The organism is Pantoea sp. Ap-967 (assembly GCF_011752565.1).
GTDB lineage: Bacteria > Pseudomonadota > Gammaproteobacteria > Pseudomonadales > Pseudomonadaceae > Aquipseudomonas.
Genome location: NZ_VWXK01000034.1, coordinates 23319 through 38957 on the forward strand (window position 1 = coordinate 23319; position 15639 = coordinate 38957).

Here is a 15639-nt window from a genome sequence, read left to right on the forward strand (position 1 = left end):
TTTCCTTGACAGTTTTTTCGGGGCCTTGCTATAAAGCGGCACGCGATTGTCAACAGGCCACCCAGCGCACGTTTCATAAGCTTTTCATTACATACTTAGAAACAAACTCAATAGAGATATAAGGGGACTTAGAGTGAACAAGTCGGAACTGATTGACGCTATCGCTGTATCGGCTGACATTTCCAAGGCTGCCGCCGGCAAAGCTCTGGACGCTGTGATCGACTCCGTAACTGGCGCCCTGAAAGCAGGCGACGACGTCGTTCTGGTTGGCTTTGGCACCTTCTCGGTCAAAGACCGCGCCGAGCGCACTGGCCGTAACCCGCAAACCGGCAAGGCGATCAAGATCGCTGCTGCCAAGGTTCCAGGTTTCAAGGCAGGCAAAGGCCTGAAAGACGCCGTCAACTAAGTCGTCTTTCAGCCGGACCCGGCCAGGCCTGGTCCGAGCACGGTGACGGCGGGGCGCAAACGTTCCCGCCTGACACGTTTGCTAAGCAAAGGCGCATCCTCGGATGCGCCTTTCTTTTATCAGGATTCTACCCACGCTCCGCGGTTGTCGACGCAGTGGTACAACCGTTTCTGGGGGACGCATGCTGCAAAATATCAGGGACAATTCACAAGGTTGGATTGCCAAGACCATCATCGGCCTTATCGTCGTGTTGATGGCGTTGACCGGCTTCGATGCCATTTTCAAAGCTGCCACCCATAGCCAGGACGCGGCCAAGGTGAACGGCCAGACCATCAGCCAGAACGAGCTGGGCCAGGCCGCCGACATGCAGCGCCGTCAGCTCATGCAACAGCTGGGCAAGGACTTCGACCCGGCGCTGCTGGACGAAAAGCTGCTGCGCGATGCTGCCCTCAAGGGCCTTATCGATCGCAAGCTGCTGCTTGAAGGTGCCCAGGACGCCAAGTTCGCCTTCTCCGAGGCTGCGCTGGATCAAGTGATCCTGCAAACCCCGGAATTCCAGGTGGACGGCAAGTTCAGCGCTGACCGTTTCGACCAGGTCATTCGCCAGATGGGCTATGGCCGGATGCAATTCCGCGACATGCTCGCCGAGGAAATGCTGATCGGCCAACTGCGCACCGGCATTGCCGGCAGCAGCTTCGTTACCGACAAGCAGGTGGACGCCTTCGCACGCCTGGAGAACCAGACCCGCGACTTCGCTTCCCTGACCTTCAAGGCCAACCCGGCCGCGGTCAAGATCAGCGATGACGAGGTGAAGGCTCACTACGACCAGCACGCCAAGGAGTTCATGACCCCTGACCAGGTGGTTATCGACTACATCGAGCTGAAGAAATCGGCGTTCTTCGACCAGGTCAAGGTCACCGACGACGAGCTCAAGGCGCAGTACGAGAAAGACATCGCCAACCTTGCCGAGCAGCGCCGCGCCGCGCACATCCTCATCGAGGTCAACGACAAGGTCACCGACGCCCAGGCCAAGGCCCGTGCCGAAGAGATCGAGCAACGCCTGGCCAAGGGCGAAGACTTCGCCAAGCTGGCCAAGGAGTTCTCCCAGGACCCAGGTTCAGCCAGCAATGGCGGCGACCTCGGCTTTGCAGGCCCGGGCGTGTACGACCCGGCCTTCGAAAGCGCCCTGTACAAGCTCAACGATGGCCAGGTGTCGGCACCGGTGCGTACCGAGTTCGGCTACCACCTGATCAAGCTGCTGGGCAAGCAGGCGCCGGAAGTGCCGAGCTTCGCCAGCCTGAAAGACAAGCTGACCCGTGACCTGAAGACCCCGTTGGTCGAGCAGCGTTACGTCGACGCCGCCAAACAGCTGCAGGACGCTGCCTACGAGGCTTCCGACCTGGCCCAGCCGGCCCAGGACCTGAACCTCAAGGTGCAGACCTCCAAGCCGTTCGGCCGTGAAGGCGGCGAGGGCATCACCGCCAACCGCGGCGTGATCCAGGCGGCGTTCTCCGAGGAAGTGCTGGATGAAGGTGCCAACAGCACCGCCATCGAGCTGGACCCGGAAACCACCGTGGTGCTGCGCGTCAAGGAACACCGCAAGCCTGAGCAGATGCCGCTGGAAACCGTGGCCAAGAACATCAGCGAACACCTGGCCAAGGAGAAGGCAACTGCCGAACTCAAGGCCAAGGCGGACAAGCTGATCGCTGGCCTGCGTGATGGTTCGATTGCCGCCGCCGGTGCCCACGACGGGCAAACCTGGCAGGCGCACGAAGCGGCTACCCGTGGCCAGGACGGTATCGACCCGGCCGAACTGCAGGCGCTGTTCCGCCTGGCCAAGCCGCAAGCCAAGGACAAGCCGGTATACGGCAGCGTGGTCCTGGCCGATGGCAGCCTGGTTGTGCTGCAGCTCAAGGGCGTGAACGAAGGTGCCGCGGCCAGCGATGACGAGAAGCAGCAGATCCGCCGCTACCTCGCCTCGCGTGCCGGCCAGCAGGACTTTGCGGCGTACCGCAAGCAGCTCGAAGGCAGTGCCGACATCACCCGCTACTGAGTGATGGGTGCATGACGAAACAGGCCGCCTTGTGCGGCCTGTTTCATTTGTGTTGCAGGAGATAACCCAGCCCTCGCGGGCTGCGCTGTCGCGCAGGGTGCCCGACAATGCGACACGCGAACACCGGCGCTTGACCTACACCACAACCCTGGGCTGCCGATCAAGCGCCCATCTCCAGGCCAGCGCCGCCCCCGGTAGGAGCGAGCGCAGCTCGCGATGGCGCGCGCAGCGGCCCCAGGGTTTCAGCCTCGCGGCTCATAGTGCTGGGGCTGCTTTGCAGCCCATCGCGAGCTGCGCTCGCTCCTACAGGATTGTCGGTTAAATCAGATAGTTATGTTTTGTTCCATGAGGGCGGGCTTGCCCGCGAATAGGCCCACCCAGGCTAGCGCTTCACGCCCTCATAGTTGTCCAGCGTATCCCGCGCAATTTCCCGCCCCAAGGCGATCAACTCCGGCGCCTTGTAGAACTCGAAGAACCGGCACACCCGCTTCGGCACGTTGATCAGCACATCCGGCGGATACCCGGCGATCTTGTACTGCGCCAACGACGTCTGCATCACCTCGAAGCTCTGGTTGATCAGGTCCAGCAGCGACGCCGGCCCCACGTTGTCGATGATGAACGAGCCGGTGGCCGACTTCGGTGCCCCTTCACGTTCCGGCGCTGCAGCCGGTTGCTGGCTCTCGGGGCTGGCCGCGTCGGCCAGCCACGGGTTGGGCGGCGCCAGGGCCTCGGCGACGATTTCCTGTTCGATACGCACCAGCTCCTCGGCGGGCTTGCGGCGAAACGGCAGGCGCGAGCCCAGCGAGCTGAGCAGGGCATCGAAGCGCATCTTGAAGGCTGCCGGGCGCTCGATCACCGGCAACTGGTATTGCTTCTGGTTGGTGGCGTTGAGGTTGACCGCGATAATCAGGTCGCAGTGGCTCGACACCACCGGCACGATCGGCAACGGGTTGAGAATACCGCCGTCGACCAGCATCCTGTTGCCCTGCATCACCGGGGTGAACAGGCTGGGAATGGCCGCTGAGGCACGCATGGCCTGGTGCAGGCAGCCTTCCTGGAACCAGATCTCCTGCTGGTTGGTCAGGTCCGTTGCCACCGCCGTGTAGGGGATACGCAGTTGCTCGATGTTCATGTCGCCAACGATCTTGCGGATTTGCCCGAACACCTTGTCGCCGCGGATGGCGCCGAGGCGAAAGCTCACATCGACCAGGCGCAACACGTCCAGGTAGTCCAGGCTCTCGATCCAGTTGCGGTAGTCGGCGAGCTTGCCCGCGGCGTAGATCCCGCCAATCACCGCCCCCATCGAGCAGCCCGCCACGCAGGCTATGTCATACCCGCGCCGCTCGATTTCCTCGATCACGCCGATGTGGGCATAGCCGCGCGCTCCCCCCGATCCCAACACCAGTGCCACGCGTTTGCTCATGAATGTTCCCCCGGCTGATGTAACCCTCTTCCTACAATGCACCCATGGCCGCCTGTGCTTCAATGTAGACCGCGCTGAACTAAGCTGAGAGCATCTGCGCAAAGCTTTTCAGGCGCGGCACTTTTGCTTGGCCAATGCGTCGAACAGCCACTCTTCACTCTTTTGAGGTAACACCCATGAAAGCCTGGATCTGCCTTCCTCTGATTGCCCTGGCGCTGGCTGGTTGCGCGGGCAAGACGGCCTACCGTGACAGCTGCGCCTCCCAGCTGGACGCTGCCTGGAAGGAGCTGGACCTGGCCAAGGCCGAAGGCTTCGCCGGCACCGTCAGCTATTCCAAGGCGCTGTCGCTGCTGACCGGGGCCAAGACCCAGCAGCAGTTCGAAGGCTACGAGGGTTGCACCCGCAAGTCTGAGAAGGCCCGTTTCTACATTCGTGAATCCCGCGCAGGCCGTTGACCAGAGGGCACCCTATGTCTGCCATGCTCGATCATGTGGTTGCCCAGTTGCTGACCCTGCAGGTGCGCCTGTTGGCCTGTCGCGAACGTTTGGCGGCCGATACCGACAGTGAGGCGCTGCATGACCTGCGCATCAGCCTGCGGCGTTTGCGCAGCCTGTTGCGGCCTTTGCGTGGCTTGCCGGGGGTGGAGCAACTGGAGCATGCCGCCCAGTCGCTGGGCACCCTGACCACGCCGTTGCGCGACCGCGAGGTGCTGGCGGCGGAGTTGCTTGCTCGTGGCCAGGCAGAGGCCGGGCAGCGTCGCCTGCAGGGGCGTGCGGGCACCTTCGCCAGTGTAGCTGCCAGCCCGCAACTGACCCGGGTGCTGGCGATCGTCGATGCCTTTCCGTTGTTTTTGCGTGCGGCAGATCGCGAAGGGTTGGCCAGGTCGCTGGAGAAGCGCATCGACAAGCGCCTGGTCAAGCAGTGGGCCAAGCTGGGTGAAGCCCTCAAGGACCCCGCGCATGACCGCCACCGCCTGCGCCTGCTGATCAAGCGGGCGCGCTATGGCGACGAGGAGTACCCGCAGCTCGACCATGCCGGCAAGCCGTTGCGGCGCCTGCTGAAGGCGGCCCAGGCTGACCTGGGCCATTGGCACGACCGCCTGCAATGGCTGCTGCAGGCACGCGATCATGCCGACCTTGCGCCCTGCAAGGTCGACTGGGAGCAGGAGCTGCATGAGGCTGAGCGCCAGTCCGACGCCACGTTGGAGGCGTTACAGGCGGCGCTGGCGCATCGCCAGCCCGGCAAATGACCGATATGCGGGCTGATCGGTGTTGCTTTGCTGGCTAGTATGGGCAAACACCCATCGCTGCCCGCAGGAGCTGGCCCATGAATTTCGATCAACTGCTCGACGCCGTGCGGGCCAACCCCGAGGCAGTCAGCATTCCGCCAGATTGGGCCCAGGGGCGTGCGGCCTTTGGTGGCCTGATGGCCGCCATGGCCTTGGAGGCCATGCGCCTCAAACTCACTGACGACCGCCCGGTGCGCTCCCTGGCCATCAGCTTCGTTGCCCCGGCCGCCGCCGATGTGCCGACCCGCTTCGAGGTCGAGGTGCTGCGCGAGGGCAAAGCGGTGAGCACGCTGCTCGGGCGTGCCGTGCAGGATGGCCAGGTGGTGACCCTGGTGCAGGGCAACTTCGGGGCGGGCCGGCCTTCGGTGGTGCAGGTGCCAGCCTTGCCGGCCATGGAAATGAAGGCGCTTGAAGACGCCGCCCCTGAGTTGCCTCATATTCCCGGCGTTACCCCGGAATTCATGCGCCATGTGGCGTTGCGCTGGGCGGTGGGCGGGTTGCCGTTCAGTGGCAATGCATCGCGCCGGATGGGCGGTTGGGTGCGCTTGCGGGATGTGGCCCAGGTGCAGGTCAACGAGGCGCACCTGCTGGCCTTGGTCGATGCCTGGCCGCCGAGCCTGATGCCGTTTCTCAAGCAGCCTGCTGCAGGCAGTACCCTGACCTGGACCATCGAGTTCATCCAGCCGGTGGCGCCGCTGACGACGGTGGACTGGTGCCGGTATTGCGTGGAAACCGAGCATGCCCGTGATGGCTATGGCCATGCTGCGGCTTCGCTGTGGACGGCGGAGGGGGAATTGCTGGCGCTGAGCCGGCAGACTGTGACGGTGTTTGCCTAGCTGTGTAGGAGCGGGCTTGCCCCGCGAACACCGGCGAAGCCGGTGCCATGCACTGCGCTGCCTGCTTCGCGGGTCAAGCCCGCTCCTACAGGGATTTGTAAATCAGCTAGTGGTGATTTTTCCGCCTAAGCATCTCCAGCGTTCAGTGACGATGCCTGTGCCGTTCCCGCCAGGCCTTCCACCACGACCCGCTCAACAAGAAGCGCGGAAAGGTGATGAACTGTTCGGTCAAAAGCCGCTGCACGGCATCCTTGCGGTTGGCGAACGGTTCCGGCTGTTCAGCCTCCAGGCGGTGCCCATGGCGCTGCAGGCCGAGCCCGGCAATCAGGGCGATGACGCCCACCGCTAACTGCCCCAGGTCCAGGCCGAACAGGCCCGACAACACCAACAGCGCGCCGAGGATGAACAGCGGCACGGCAATCAGGTGCAGCACCAGGTTGGTCGGGTGACGATGGTTGTGATGGTAGCCACGCCATTGCCAGGCGTGCAGGTTGGGCAGACGTTTGCTCATGGGCAATTCCTCGCAGTCATGCCCAAAGCTTAGTGCGGCCCCGGGGATGGGGCCAATCGAGGCTGGCTATGGTGACTATAGCTTCAGCTGGCCTATCACCTTGTTTAGCTCGCCGGCCAAGGTCGCCAGCTCGCTGCTGGTGGTGGCCGAGCCGACGGTTTGCTGCACGGTGTCTTCGGTGACGTCGCGGATGCTCACCACTGCGCGGTTCATTTCCTCGGCCACCTGGCTTTGCTGCTCGGCGGCCACGGCGATCTGCGTGTTGCTCTCGCGCATCTGCGCCACCGCATCGGTGATCTCGGCCAGGGCGGCGCCCGCTTCCTGGGCCTGCTTGACACAATCGTCGGCCTTGTACGAGCTCTCCTGCATGAACTCCACGGCATCGCGGGTGCCGGCCTGCAGGTCGGCGACCATGTGGGTGATTTCATCCGTGGAGGTTTGCACGCGCTTGGCCAGGTTACGCACCTCGTCGGCCACCACGGCGAAGCCACGGCCCAGGTCGCCGGCACGGGCCGCCTCGATGGCGGCGTTGAGGGCCAGCAGGTTGGTTTGCTCGGCGATGCTGTGGATGACCCCCACCACACCGTTGATCTTCTGGCTGTCCTCGGCCAGCTGGCGAATCATTTCGGCGGTTTGCTGCACGCCGCTGGACAGCCCGGCGATCGAGTCCTGCACGCGGCTGACCACGTGCTGGCCGCTACCGGCCAGGGTGTCGGCTGTCTGCGACAGGTCGCGGGTGGCGCCGGCGTGCTGGGCGATATGGTGCACCGTGGCGGTCATCTCGTTGATGGCCGTGGCGGCCTGGTCGGTTTCGCTCTGCTGGCCGAGCATGCCGTGGCGCACGTCGTTCATGCTGGCTGCCAGGCGCGCGGCGCCCGAGTCGAGCTGCGCGGCGGTGTGGGCGACCGTGCTGACCACGCGGTGGTAGGTGGTCTGCATGGCGTTGAAGGCGCCGGCCATCTGGCCGACTTCGTCGCCGCAGGCCAGGGGCACGCGGGCCGACAGGTCGCCGGTTTTCTCCACGTGCAGCATCACATCCTTGAGGGTATTGAGCTGGCTGAGCAGGAAGCGGATCAGCAGTTGCGAGGCGCCGAGCATGGCCAGCATCAGGATCAGCACGCACACCGCATAGTTGCCGAAGCGTTCGAGGAATACTTGGCGCAGGCTCGGGGCCTGGGCCAGTACCGCCACCTGCTGGTCGCCGTGGCGCAGCACCTGGGCACCGTGCAACGGGTTGTCGCCGAGCAGGGAACTGGCGGGCAGTTCGACCCAGCCCTGGGCGTTGCCCAGTGCATCCAGGCGCTCGCCGGCAAAGGTCGGCGTTTGGCCGGGTTGCCAGGCAATCACGTTGGCCTGGCGCGGCAGGGCTTGCCCGGCGGGCCAGGCCGCCAGCAGCTCGGCCTGGGCTTGCGCCTGGGCCTGGGCGGCCTCGATGCGGGCGCGTTGCTCCAGGTGCACGGCATACAGCACCAGCAGCAGGGTGGTGACGAAGGCCACCGCATTGACGGCCCAGAATTTGTACTTGAGGGAAATATTGCTAAGCCAGGCACCCATGGGTAGGTCTTCTCTGAGTTGAGCGGAAACAGTATTGGCAAGGTGCCATCATTGTGCCCGCTGCTTTGAGAAGCCGTCATGACATGGGTCAAGTTAACTGGAAGAAGGCCTTTGCCGTGGCGGTGGTGTGGGCGGCGCAATGCTCCAGGCTTTCACCACGGTGCAGGGCCACTTCGCGCAGCACTTCACCGAGGAACGCCGGCTCGTTGCGACCATTTTTCGGTTTTGGCCGCAGGCTGCGTGGCAGCAGGTAGGGGGCATCGCTTTCCAGCATCAGCCGGCCTTCGGCGATGTTGCCCACCAGCGGGTGCAGGTGCGTGCCGCGGCGTTCGTCGCAGATCCAGCCGGTGATGCCGATGTGCAGGTCCATGTCCAGGTAGGCGAACAGTGCCTCGCGCTCGCCCGTGAAGCAGTGCACCACGGCGGCGGGCAGGTGGTCGCGGTATTCCTTGAGGATGGCCAGCAGCCGCTGGCTGGCGTCGCGTTCGTGCAGGAACACCGGCAGGCGCAGTTCGGCGGCCAGGGCCAATTGCGCTTCCAGGGCTTTTTCCTGCAGTGGGCGAGGGGAGAAGTCGCGGTTGAAGTCCAGGCCGCATTCGCCCACGGCGCGTACCCGGGTTTCAGCCAGCAGCTGGCGCAATTGCCGCTCGCTATTGCCATCCCAGGACGTGGCATCGTGGGGGTGCACCCCGGCGGTGGCGAACAGGTGCTGGCCGTCGCCGTCGAGTTGTTGGCACAACTCAAGGGCCTGTTCACTGACCGCAAGGCTGGTGCCGGTGAGCACCATCTGCGTCACGCCAGCCTCGATGGCGCGCTCGACGATGGCCGCCTGTTGGTCGTGAAAACTGCTGTTGGTCAGGTTGACGCCGATATCGATCAGTTGCATGGTGCTACCTCGTGCCGCGGGGCGGCCAGCATAGCAAAAAGCGTGATAATCGGAAAAAACCAAGAACTTCAGCCGGTTGCCGAGGTCATTTACGGTCTTTTCGAGAAAATGCACGTCCCACCATGGCTGCCGCCCACCGACCACGGACACGAATCCGCATGCTGCGATACCTGGCGACCCTGCTGCTGATGCTTGGGCTGATGACCGTCGGTCCGGCCTTTGCACGCCTGCCAGGGCCGCAACAGGCCATGCCGGCGAGCAAGGCCCGTGACCTGGAGCAGATCCGCAGCAGCAAGGTGCTGCGGGTGCTGGTCAACCAGAGCCGCAACAGCTCCGGGGAGATCAAGGGGGAGCCGGTGGGCATCGAGTACTACCGCCTGCGTGGCCTCGAACACTACCTCAACGCCCGCGCCGGTGACGGCCAGCAGATCCGCCTGAAGATCATTCCACGGGCCAAGGAACAGTTGCTTGGTGCCCTGCAGCGTGGGGAGGGCGACCTGGCCGCGCCCGGCGAATTGCTCGACCCGGCCGTGGTGGGTGCGGTCAGCAGCAGCGCGCCGGTGCTGGACCGGGTGCCGTTGCTGCTGGTGGGGCAAAAGGGCGGGCGCAGCTATACCCGGGTCGAGCAGCTGTCTGGGCGCACCATCGCCTTGACCAGCGCCAGTGCTGCGGGCGCGGTGATCCAGCAGATCAACCAGCAACTGGCGTTGCGCAAGCGCCCGCCCATCAAGATCGAGTGGGTCGATGCCACCCTGGCGGTGGAGGATGTGCTGGAGATGGTGCAGGCCGGCATCTACCCACTGACCGTGGTGGAGCGGCCGATTGCCCAGCGCTGGGCCCGGGTGATGCCCAAGCTGCGCCTGGACACCCGCCTGCAACTGGGCCAGCCGCAGGCCATGCGCTGGTATGTGCGGCGTGATGCGACGATGCTGCTGGCCACGGTCGACCGTTTCCTGCAGGGCTACCGGCCCCCGGAGAACCAGGATGCCGCCTTCGAGCGTATCTACCGGCGCCAGTACCGCGTGCACAACCCGTTGGCGCACAAGGACCGCCAGCGCCTGAGTTTGCTGCGCCCGGTGCTGCAAAAGCATGGCGCGGCGCAGCAGATCGACTGGCTCAACCTGGCGGCGCTGGCGTTCAAGGAGTCCACCCTGGACCCTGCAGCGCGCGGCAGTGGCGGCGCCCACGGCCTGATGCAGATCACCCCGTCGGCGGCGCAGCGGGTTGGGGTGAGCAACACCGCCACGGTCGAGGGCAATGTCCAGGCCAGCGCACGTTATCTGGCGCTGATTCGCCGCAAGTTCTTCTCCAGCCCGCAGATCAACGAGCGTGAGCGCATGGCGTTCGTGCTGGCCGCCTACAACCTTGGCCCGGAGCGGGTGCAGGCCATCCGCGCCGAGGCTCGCAAGCGCGGCCTCAACGGCAACCAGTGGTTCTTCCAGACCGAGCGGGTGGCCATGGAGCAGGTCGGCATGGGGCCGGTCAATTTCGTCAACAGCGTCAACAAGTACTTTTTGGCGTTCAACCGTGAACGCACGGCACTGGAGCGTGTGGCCAAACGCTGACAAATCGATTTTGTCGATTGTTATGTTGGGTTTTTTGCGATTTTCATATCTATCAGATTGATTATGATGGCGCCCATCCCAACACAACTTCTCAGTTTCAAGGACGCTTCCCCATGAACAACGCAATCTCCAACATCCTTTCCACCCGCGCCGGCAGCGGCCTCAGCGTGATACGTATCCTGGTGGGCGTGATCTTCATGGCCCACGGTGCCCAGAAGCTCTTTGGCCTATTCGGCGGCTACGGCCTGGAAGGCACCGGCCAGTGGATGGAAAGCATCGGCCTGGCACCGGGCTACCTGATGGCGCTGTTGTCCGGCAGCGCCGAGTTCTTCGGCGGCCTGGCCCTGGTGATCGGCCTGCTGGCCCGCCCGGCGGCCCTGGCATTGAGCGTGACGCTGGTGGTTGCGATCTTCTCGGTGCACATCCATAACGGCCTGTTCATGTCCAACAATGGCTATGAGTTCGCCCTGGCCCTGCTGGCGGGCACCGTCGCGGTGATGATCGAAGGCGCCGGGCGCTTCTCCCTCGACCGCTTGATCGCTCGCTGAGCAGCAACAAGCTGCACGTCGCAAGCTGCAAGCCTCAAGCCGATCACTTTCAGCTTGGGGCTTGCAGCTTGCGGCGTGTCGCTCTAGCATACCGCCTGCGCCGATTTAAACAGCTACTTGCGGGGCGCGGGACGGCTCCGATCGTGTGCCCTCCGAAATACCGCTAAAGCGCTGGTTCGGTGACGCCTCCCACCGCTGCCCAGCGGGATTCGCGAGGCGGAGAAAACCTCCATGAGTTGCCCACGTACCAGTGTCTGCTTGAGCCCATTGCCTGCCAGCCAGGCCTCCCGCACACCGCGCATCCTGCTCGGTGGCCAGCATCAGCCCACGCTCCTGCGCCATCTTGAAGGCTTGTCGCGCCGCAAAGGCCAGGCCCGCGCCTTTCTGATCCAGTTCGCCGAAGCCGGCTGCCACCTTGAACCCTACGCCAATGACCGTTTCGACCTGGCCGTCATCCAGGCGCCCGCGCGGGAAGATGCGGCGCGGGTGATTGGCCAGCTGACCCGCATCGCACGCCAGGGCCTGATTACCCGACGCTGAGGAGCGCGCCGTTGAGCACCAACATCATCACCCAGGAAGGCCACGAAGCCCTGAAGAAGGAGCTGGACCACCTGTGGCGGGTGTACCGCCCGGAAATTACCCAGAAGGTCACCTGGGCCGCGTCGCTGGGCGACCGCAGTGAGAACGCCGACTACCAGTACAACAAGAAGTTGCTGCGCGAGATCGACCGCCGGGTCCGCTACCTGCGCAAGCGCCTTGAGGACGTGAAGGTGGTGGCCTATTTGCCGCAACAGGAAGGCAAGGTGTTTTTCGGGGCCTGGGTCGAGATCGAGAATGACGAGGGCGAGACGTTGAAGTTTCGCATCGTCGGGTATGACGAGATCTATGGGCGTAACGACTACATCTCGATCGACTCGCCCATGGCGCGGGCCTTGCTCAAGAAAGAAGAGGGCGACGAGGTGCTGGTGCGCACACCGACCGGGGAAGCGACCTGGTACGTGAACAGCATTCATTATGGCCAGTGAGTGTGTGTTGCCAGTGCCGGCCTCTTCGCGATACTAGGCCTACAGGAAATTGCGTTCCCGCCGTTGACGGTGAGCTGAATACCTGGGGCCGCTGCGCGCCCCATCGCGAGCTACGCTCGCTCCTACCAGGTCGGCGCGGCCTATGTCGGTAACCTCAACTCCGGGCCTCTTGGCGACACTATGCCCACAGGAAATCGCGTTCCCACCGTTGACGGTGAGCCCGGTAGGAGCGAGCGCAGCTCGCGATGGGCTGTAAAGCAGCCCCGGCGTGATGAGCCGCGAAGCTGAAAGCCTGGGCCGCTGCGCGCCCCATCGCGAGCTACGCTCGCGCCTACCAGGTCGGCGCAAACCCTCAACTTTCGCGCAACACCGCCAACGGGCTGGCATTCAACGCCCGCCGGGTGCCCAGCACCCCAGCCCCGCCCACCAGCAGCGCACCCACCAGCGGCAATACCAGCAACCACGGGTGCGGGCTCCACTGCAGGTCGAAGCCATAGCGGTACAACACCAGGGTAATCAGCTCGCAGCCCAATGCCGCCAACGCGCCACTGGCAGCTCCCAGCAAGCCGAACTCGATCCGCCGCGCCCGCACCAGCAAGGGCCGCGCCGCGCCCAAGGCGCGCAACAGGGCGCCTTGGCGAATGCGCTCATCCAGCGTTGCCTGCAAGCCGGCAAACAACACCGCAAGCCCCGCTGCCAACACGAACAGCAGCACGTACTCCACCGCCAGGGTGACCTGGGCGAGGATGCTGCGCAACTGGTCGAGCAGGGCATCCACCTGCAGGATGGTCACGGCCGGGAACGCCCTGGACAGCGCCACCACATCAAGGTCATGGCCCGGCGCCAGGTAGAAGCTGGTCAGGTAGGTGGTCGGCAACCCCTGCAGGGTGCCGGGTTGGAAGATCATGTAGAAATTCGGCTGGAAGCTGTCCCAGTGCACGCTGCGCAGGCTGCTGACCTTGGCCTGGCGCTGCTCGCCACCGATGTCGAAGGTCAGCAGGTCGCCCAGTTGCAGCTTAAGGCTGTCGGCCAGTTGCGCCTCCACCGAAACGCCGGGAATGTCCTCGGCCCCCGGCAGTGCCTGCCACCAGCTGCCGGCAGTGATGCTGTTGCCCTCGGGCAGGTCGGCGGCCCAGGTCAGGCTCAGGTCGCGCTGCACCGCACGTTCGCCTGCCGAATCCTTGCTCACCAACTGCTGCACGGGTTCGCCGTTGATCTGCGTCAGCCGGCCGGGTGTAACGGGATACAGCGGCGCCGAACTGGCATTCACCTCGCGCAGGTGCTGGGCGAAGGGTTCGCGGTCATCGGGCAGGATGTTCAGGGCGAAGTGGTTGGGCGCGTCCTTGGGCAACTGTGCCTGCCAGGTGTCGAGCAGTTCTGCGCGCAGCAAGGCGACCAGGGCCATGGCCAGCAGGATCAGGCCGAACGCCAGGGCTTGCCCGGCGGCGGCGGTGGGATGGCGCAGCAGTTGGCCGAGGCCCAGGCGCCAGGTGAGCGGCGCGCCGGCCAGCGCCTTGCGCAGGCTCTGCAGGCCAAGCAGCAGCAGGCCACCGAGCACCAGCGCAGCCACCAGGCCGCCGCCGAGCAGGGCGAACGTCAGCAGCAGGTCCAGGCTCAGGCGCCACATGATCAGGCCCAGGGCAAACAGGGCGGCGCCATACACCAGCCAACTGCTCGGTGGCACCGGCAGCAGGTCGCGGCGCAGTACCCGCAGCGGCGGCACTTGGCCCAAGGCGGCCAGCGGCGGCAAGGCGAAACCGGCCAGGGCGACCAGCCCGGTGGCCATTCCGGCCAGCGCAGGGAGCAGGCCGCCGGCGGGTACTTCGCTGGGCAGTAACCCTTGCAGCAGGCGGAACAGGCCCAGTTGCGCCAACCAGCCAAGCAGGGCGCCCGCCACGGCGGCGACCACGCCGAGCATGGCCAGCTGCAGGCAGTACAGGCCCAGTGCCTGGTGCCGTGACAGGCCCAGGCAGCGCAGCAGGGCACTGGCATCCAGGCGGCGCGCGGCGTAACGGCTGGCCGACAGGGCCACCGCCACCCCGGCCAGCAGTACGGCCACCAGGCTTGCCATGTTCAGGTAACGCTCGGCCTTGCCCAGGGCACCGCCGATCTGCCGGTTGCCGTCGCGGGTGTCGAGCAGGCGCTGGTTGGCCGCAAGCTTGCCCTCCAGGCCCTGGCGGTAGCGGGTAAGCGGCTGGGCATCGCCACGCCACAGGTCGCGGTAGCTGACCCGGCTGCCGGGCTGGATGACACCGGTGGCGGGCAGGTCGGCCAGGTTCATCATCACCCGGGGGGTCAGGCTGTAGAAGTTGTTGGCGCGGTCGGGCTCGTAGGTCAGTACGCGGCTCATGCGCAGGGTTTTCATGCCGACGTCGATGTTGTCGCCAACCTTCAGGCCAAGGGCGGCCAGCAGGCGGGGCTCGACCCAGGCTTCCCCCGGCGCCGGGCCACCGCCGGGCGTTTCCTGCCCATACGGGGCAGGGGCGCTGCGCACCTGGCCGCGCAACGGGTAGGCGCTGTCGGCGGCCTTGATGCTCGACAGCTGGATGCCGCTGTCACCGCCTACCACGCTGGTGAATTCCACCACCTGGGCATGGCGCAGGCCCAGGGCCAGGCCTGCACTGACCTGCTCGTCGCGGGCGGGCGCGCTACCTTGCAGTACCAGGTCGGCCCCCAGGAACTCGCTGGCGCGCAGCTGCATGGCGCCATTGAGGCGGGCGCCGAAGTAGCCGATGGCGGTGCTGGCGGCAACCGCCACCAGCAGCGCGAAGAACAGCACGCGCACTTCGCTGGCGCGGATGTCGCGCAGCAGCTGGCGCAGCGCCAGGCCGCACAGGCGGGACAGCGGCATGTGGGTCATCAGGCCTCCACCGGCGCCACCAGGCGCCCTGCGTCCAGGCGGATGTGCCGGCGGCAGCGCCGGGCCAGGCGTTCGTCGTGGGTGACCAGCACCAGGGTGGTGCCGCGCTCCTTGTTCAGCTCGAACAACAGGTCGCTGATGCGTTCGCCGGTGTGGCTGTCGAGGTTGCCGGTGGGTTCGTCGGCGAACAGCACCGCCGGTTGTGCGGCAAAGGCGCGGGCAATGGCCACCCGCTGCTGCTCGCCGCCGGACAACTGGCGCGGCGTGTGGGCCAGGCGCTTGCCGAGGCCCACGCGCTCCAGCAGGGTGCGGGCCTGCTCACGGGCGTCGCGGCGGCCATCGAGCTCCAGCGGCAGCATCACGTTTTCCAGGGCATTGAGGCTGTCGAGCAACTGAAATGACTGGAATACGAAACCCACATGCTCGGCGCGCACCCGCGCCCGTTGGTCCTCGTCCAGCGGGCCGAGGTCGTGCCCGGCCAGGATCACCTGGCCGGCGCTGGGCCGGTCGAGGCCGGCAAGCAGGCCGAGCAGGGTCGACTTGCCCGAGCCCGAGGCGCCGACGATGGCCAGGCTGTCGCCCTGGGCCAGGTCGAGGGAAAGGGCGTGCAGGATGGTCAGGTCACCTTCCGCGCTGGGGACCACTTTGCTAAGGTTCTGCGCAACGAGAATGCTGGGGCCCATG

The 15639-nt window shown here is 65.3% G+C and carries 15 protein-coding genes; 9 read left to right on the forward strand and 6 right to left on the reverse strand.

Translation table 11 applies throughout. The annotated features are described in order from the left end of the window. Positions 1-133 precede the first annotated feature (133 nt). Positions 134-406 (forward strand): HU family DNA-binding protein, encoded by a 273-nt coding sequence (locus tag F3J45_RS25330; protein WP_167069598.1) that lies wholly within the window; start codon positions 134-136, stop codon positions 404-406. 181 nt (positions 407-587) lie between these two features. Further along, the gene (locus tag F3J45_RS25335; RefSeq protein ID WP_167069600.1) at positions 588-2459 is read left to right on the forward strand and encodes a SurA N-terminal domain-containing protein; all 1872 of its coding nucleotides are present in this window, start codon (positions 588-590) and stop codon (positions 2457-2459) included. 382 nt (positions 2460-2841) lie between these two features. On the opposite strand, the gene F3J45_RS25340 is transcribed toward F3J45_RS25335, so the two are convergent. Then, on the reverse strand, positions 2842-3882 hold the full coding sequence (locus tag F3J45_RS25340; protein WP_167069602.1) for a patatin-like phospholipase family protein: 1041 nt from the start codon (positions 3880-3882) through the stop codon (positions 2842-2844). Between the two features lie 176 nt (positions 3883-4058). Here F3J45_RS25340 and F3J45_RS25345 point away from each other — a divergent pair, with 176 nt between their 5' ends. The 3 genes from F3J45_RS25345 to F3J45_RS25355 all read left to right on the forward strand — a co-directional run bounded on the left by F3J45_RS25345 (position 4059) and on the right by F3J45_RS25355 (position 6006). Next, a complete protein-coding gene (locus tag F3J45_RS25345; RefSeq protein ID WP_167069604.1) occupies positions 4059-4337 on the forward strand; it encodes a hypothetical protein in 279 nt (92 codons plus the stop codon). A gap of 14 nt (positions 4338-4351) precedes the next feature. After that, a complete protein-coding gene (locus F3J45_RS25350; protein ID WP_167069606.1) occupies positions 4352-5131 on the forward strand; it encodes a CHAD domain-containing protein in 780 nt (259 codons plus the stop codon). Positions 5132-5208: 77 nt separating this feature from the next. Continuing rightward, positions 5209-6006 carry an acyl-CoA thioesterase II gene (locus F3J45_RS25355; protein ID WP_167069608.1) on the forward strand — a complete coding sequence of 266 codons (798 nt, stop codon included), beginning with the start codon at positions 5209-5211 and terminating at the stop codon, positions 6004-6006. Positions 6007-6148: 142 nt separating this feature from the next. Here the strand turns inward: F3J45_RS25355 and F3J45_RS25360 are convergent, their stop codons facing one another. From F3J45_RS25360 to F3J45_RS25370, 3 genes are all read right to left on the reverse strand, one after another. Beyond that, entirely contained in the window at positions 6149-6517 is a 369-nt protein-coding gene (locus tag F3J45_RS25360; RefSeq protein WP_167069610.1) for an Mpo1-like protein, read from the reverse strand. Positions 6518-6592: 75 nt separating this feature from the next. Next, positions 6593-8071, reverse strand: coding sequence for a methyl-accepting chemotaxis protein (locus F3J45_RS25365; protein WP_167069612.1), 1479 nt, complete (start codon positions 8069-8071; stop codon positions 6593-6595). An 88-nt stretch (positions 8072-8159) separates the two neighbouring features. Further along, the gene (locus F3J45_RS25370; RefSeq protein WP_205300677.1) at positions 8160-8951 is read right to left on the reverse strand and encodes a TatD family hydrolase; all 792 of its coding nucleotides are present in this window, start codon (positions 8949-8951) and stop codon (positions 8160-8162) included. A gap of 164 nt (positions 8952-9115) precedes the next feature. On the opposite strand from F3J45_RS25370, the gene F3J45_RS25375 reads away from it, so the two are divergent. From F3J45_RS25375 to greB, 4 genes are all read left to right on the forward strand, one after another. Continuing rightward, a complete protein-coding gene (locus tag F3J45_RS25375) occupies positions 9116-10522 on the forward strand; it encodes a transglycosylase SLT domain-containing protein (RefSeq protein ID WP_167069616.1) in 1407 nt (468 codons plus the stop codon). A 113-nt stretch (positions 10523-10635) separates the two neighbouring features. Further along, positions 10636-11070 carry a DoxX family protein gene (locus F3J45_RS25380; RefSeq protein ID WP_167069618.1) on the forward strand — a complete coding sequence of 145 codons (435 nt, stop codon included), beginning with the start codon at positions 10636-10638 and terminating at the stop codon, positions 11068-11070. A gap of 231 nt (positions 11071-11301) precedes the next feature. Continuing rightward, on the forward strand, positions 11302-11610 hold the full coding sequence (locus tag F3J45_RS25385) for a hypothetical protein (protein WP_167069620.1): 309 nt from the start codon (positions 11302-11304) through the stop codon (positions 11608-11610). Between the two features lie 11 nt (positions 11611-11621). Continuing rightward, positions 11622-12095, forward strand: a complete 474-nt coding sequence (gene greB / locus F3J45_RS25390; RefSeq protein WP_167069622.1) for a transcription elongation factor GreB — start codon at positions 11622-11624, stop codon at positions 12093-12095. Between the two features lie 352 nt (positions 12096-12447). Here greB and F3J45_RS25395 read toward each other — a convergent pair whose 3' ends face one another. Continuing rightward, a complete protein-coding gene (locus F3J45_RS25395; protein ID WP_167069624.1) occupies positions 12448-14955 on the reverse strand; it encodes an ABC transporter permease in 2508 nt (835 codons plus the stop codon). Next, positions 14955-15638 (reverse strand): ABC transporter ATP-binding protein, encoded by a 684-nt coding sequence (locus F3J45_RS25400; protein ID WP_167069626.1) that lies wholly within the window; start codon positions 15636-15638, stop codon positions 14955-14957. Before F3J45_RS25400 ends, F3J45_RS25395 begins: the two co-directional genes overlap by 1 nt. Between the last annotated feature and the right edge of the window lies 1 nt (position 15639).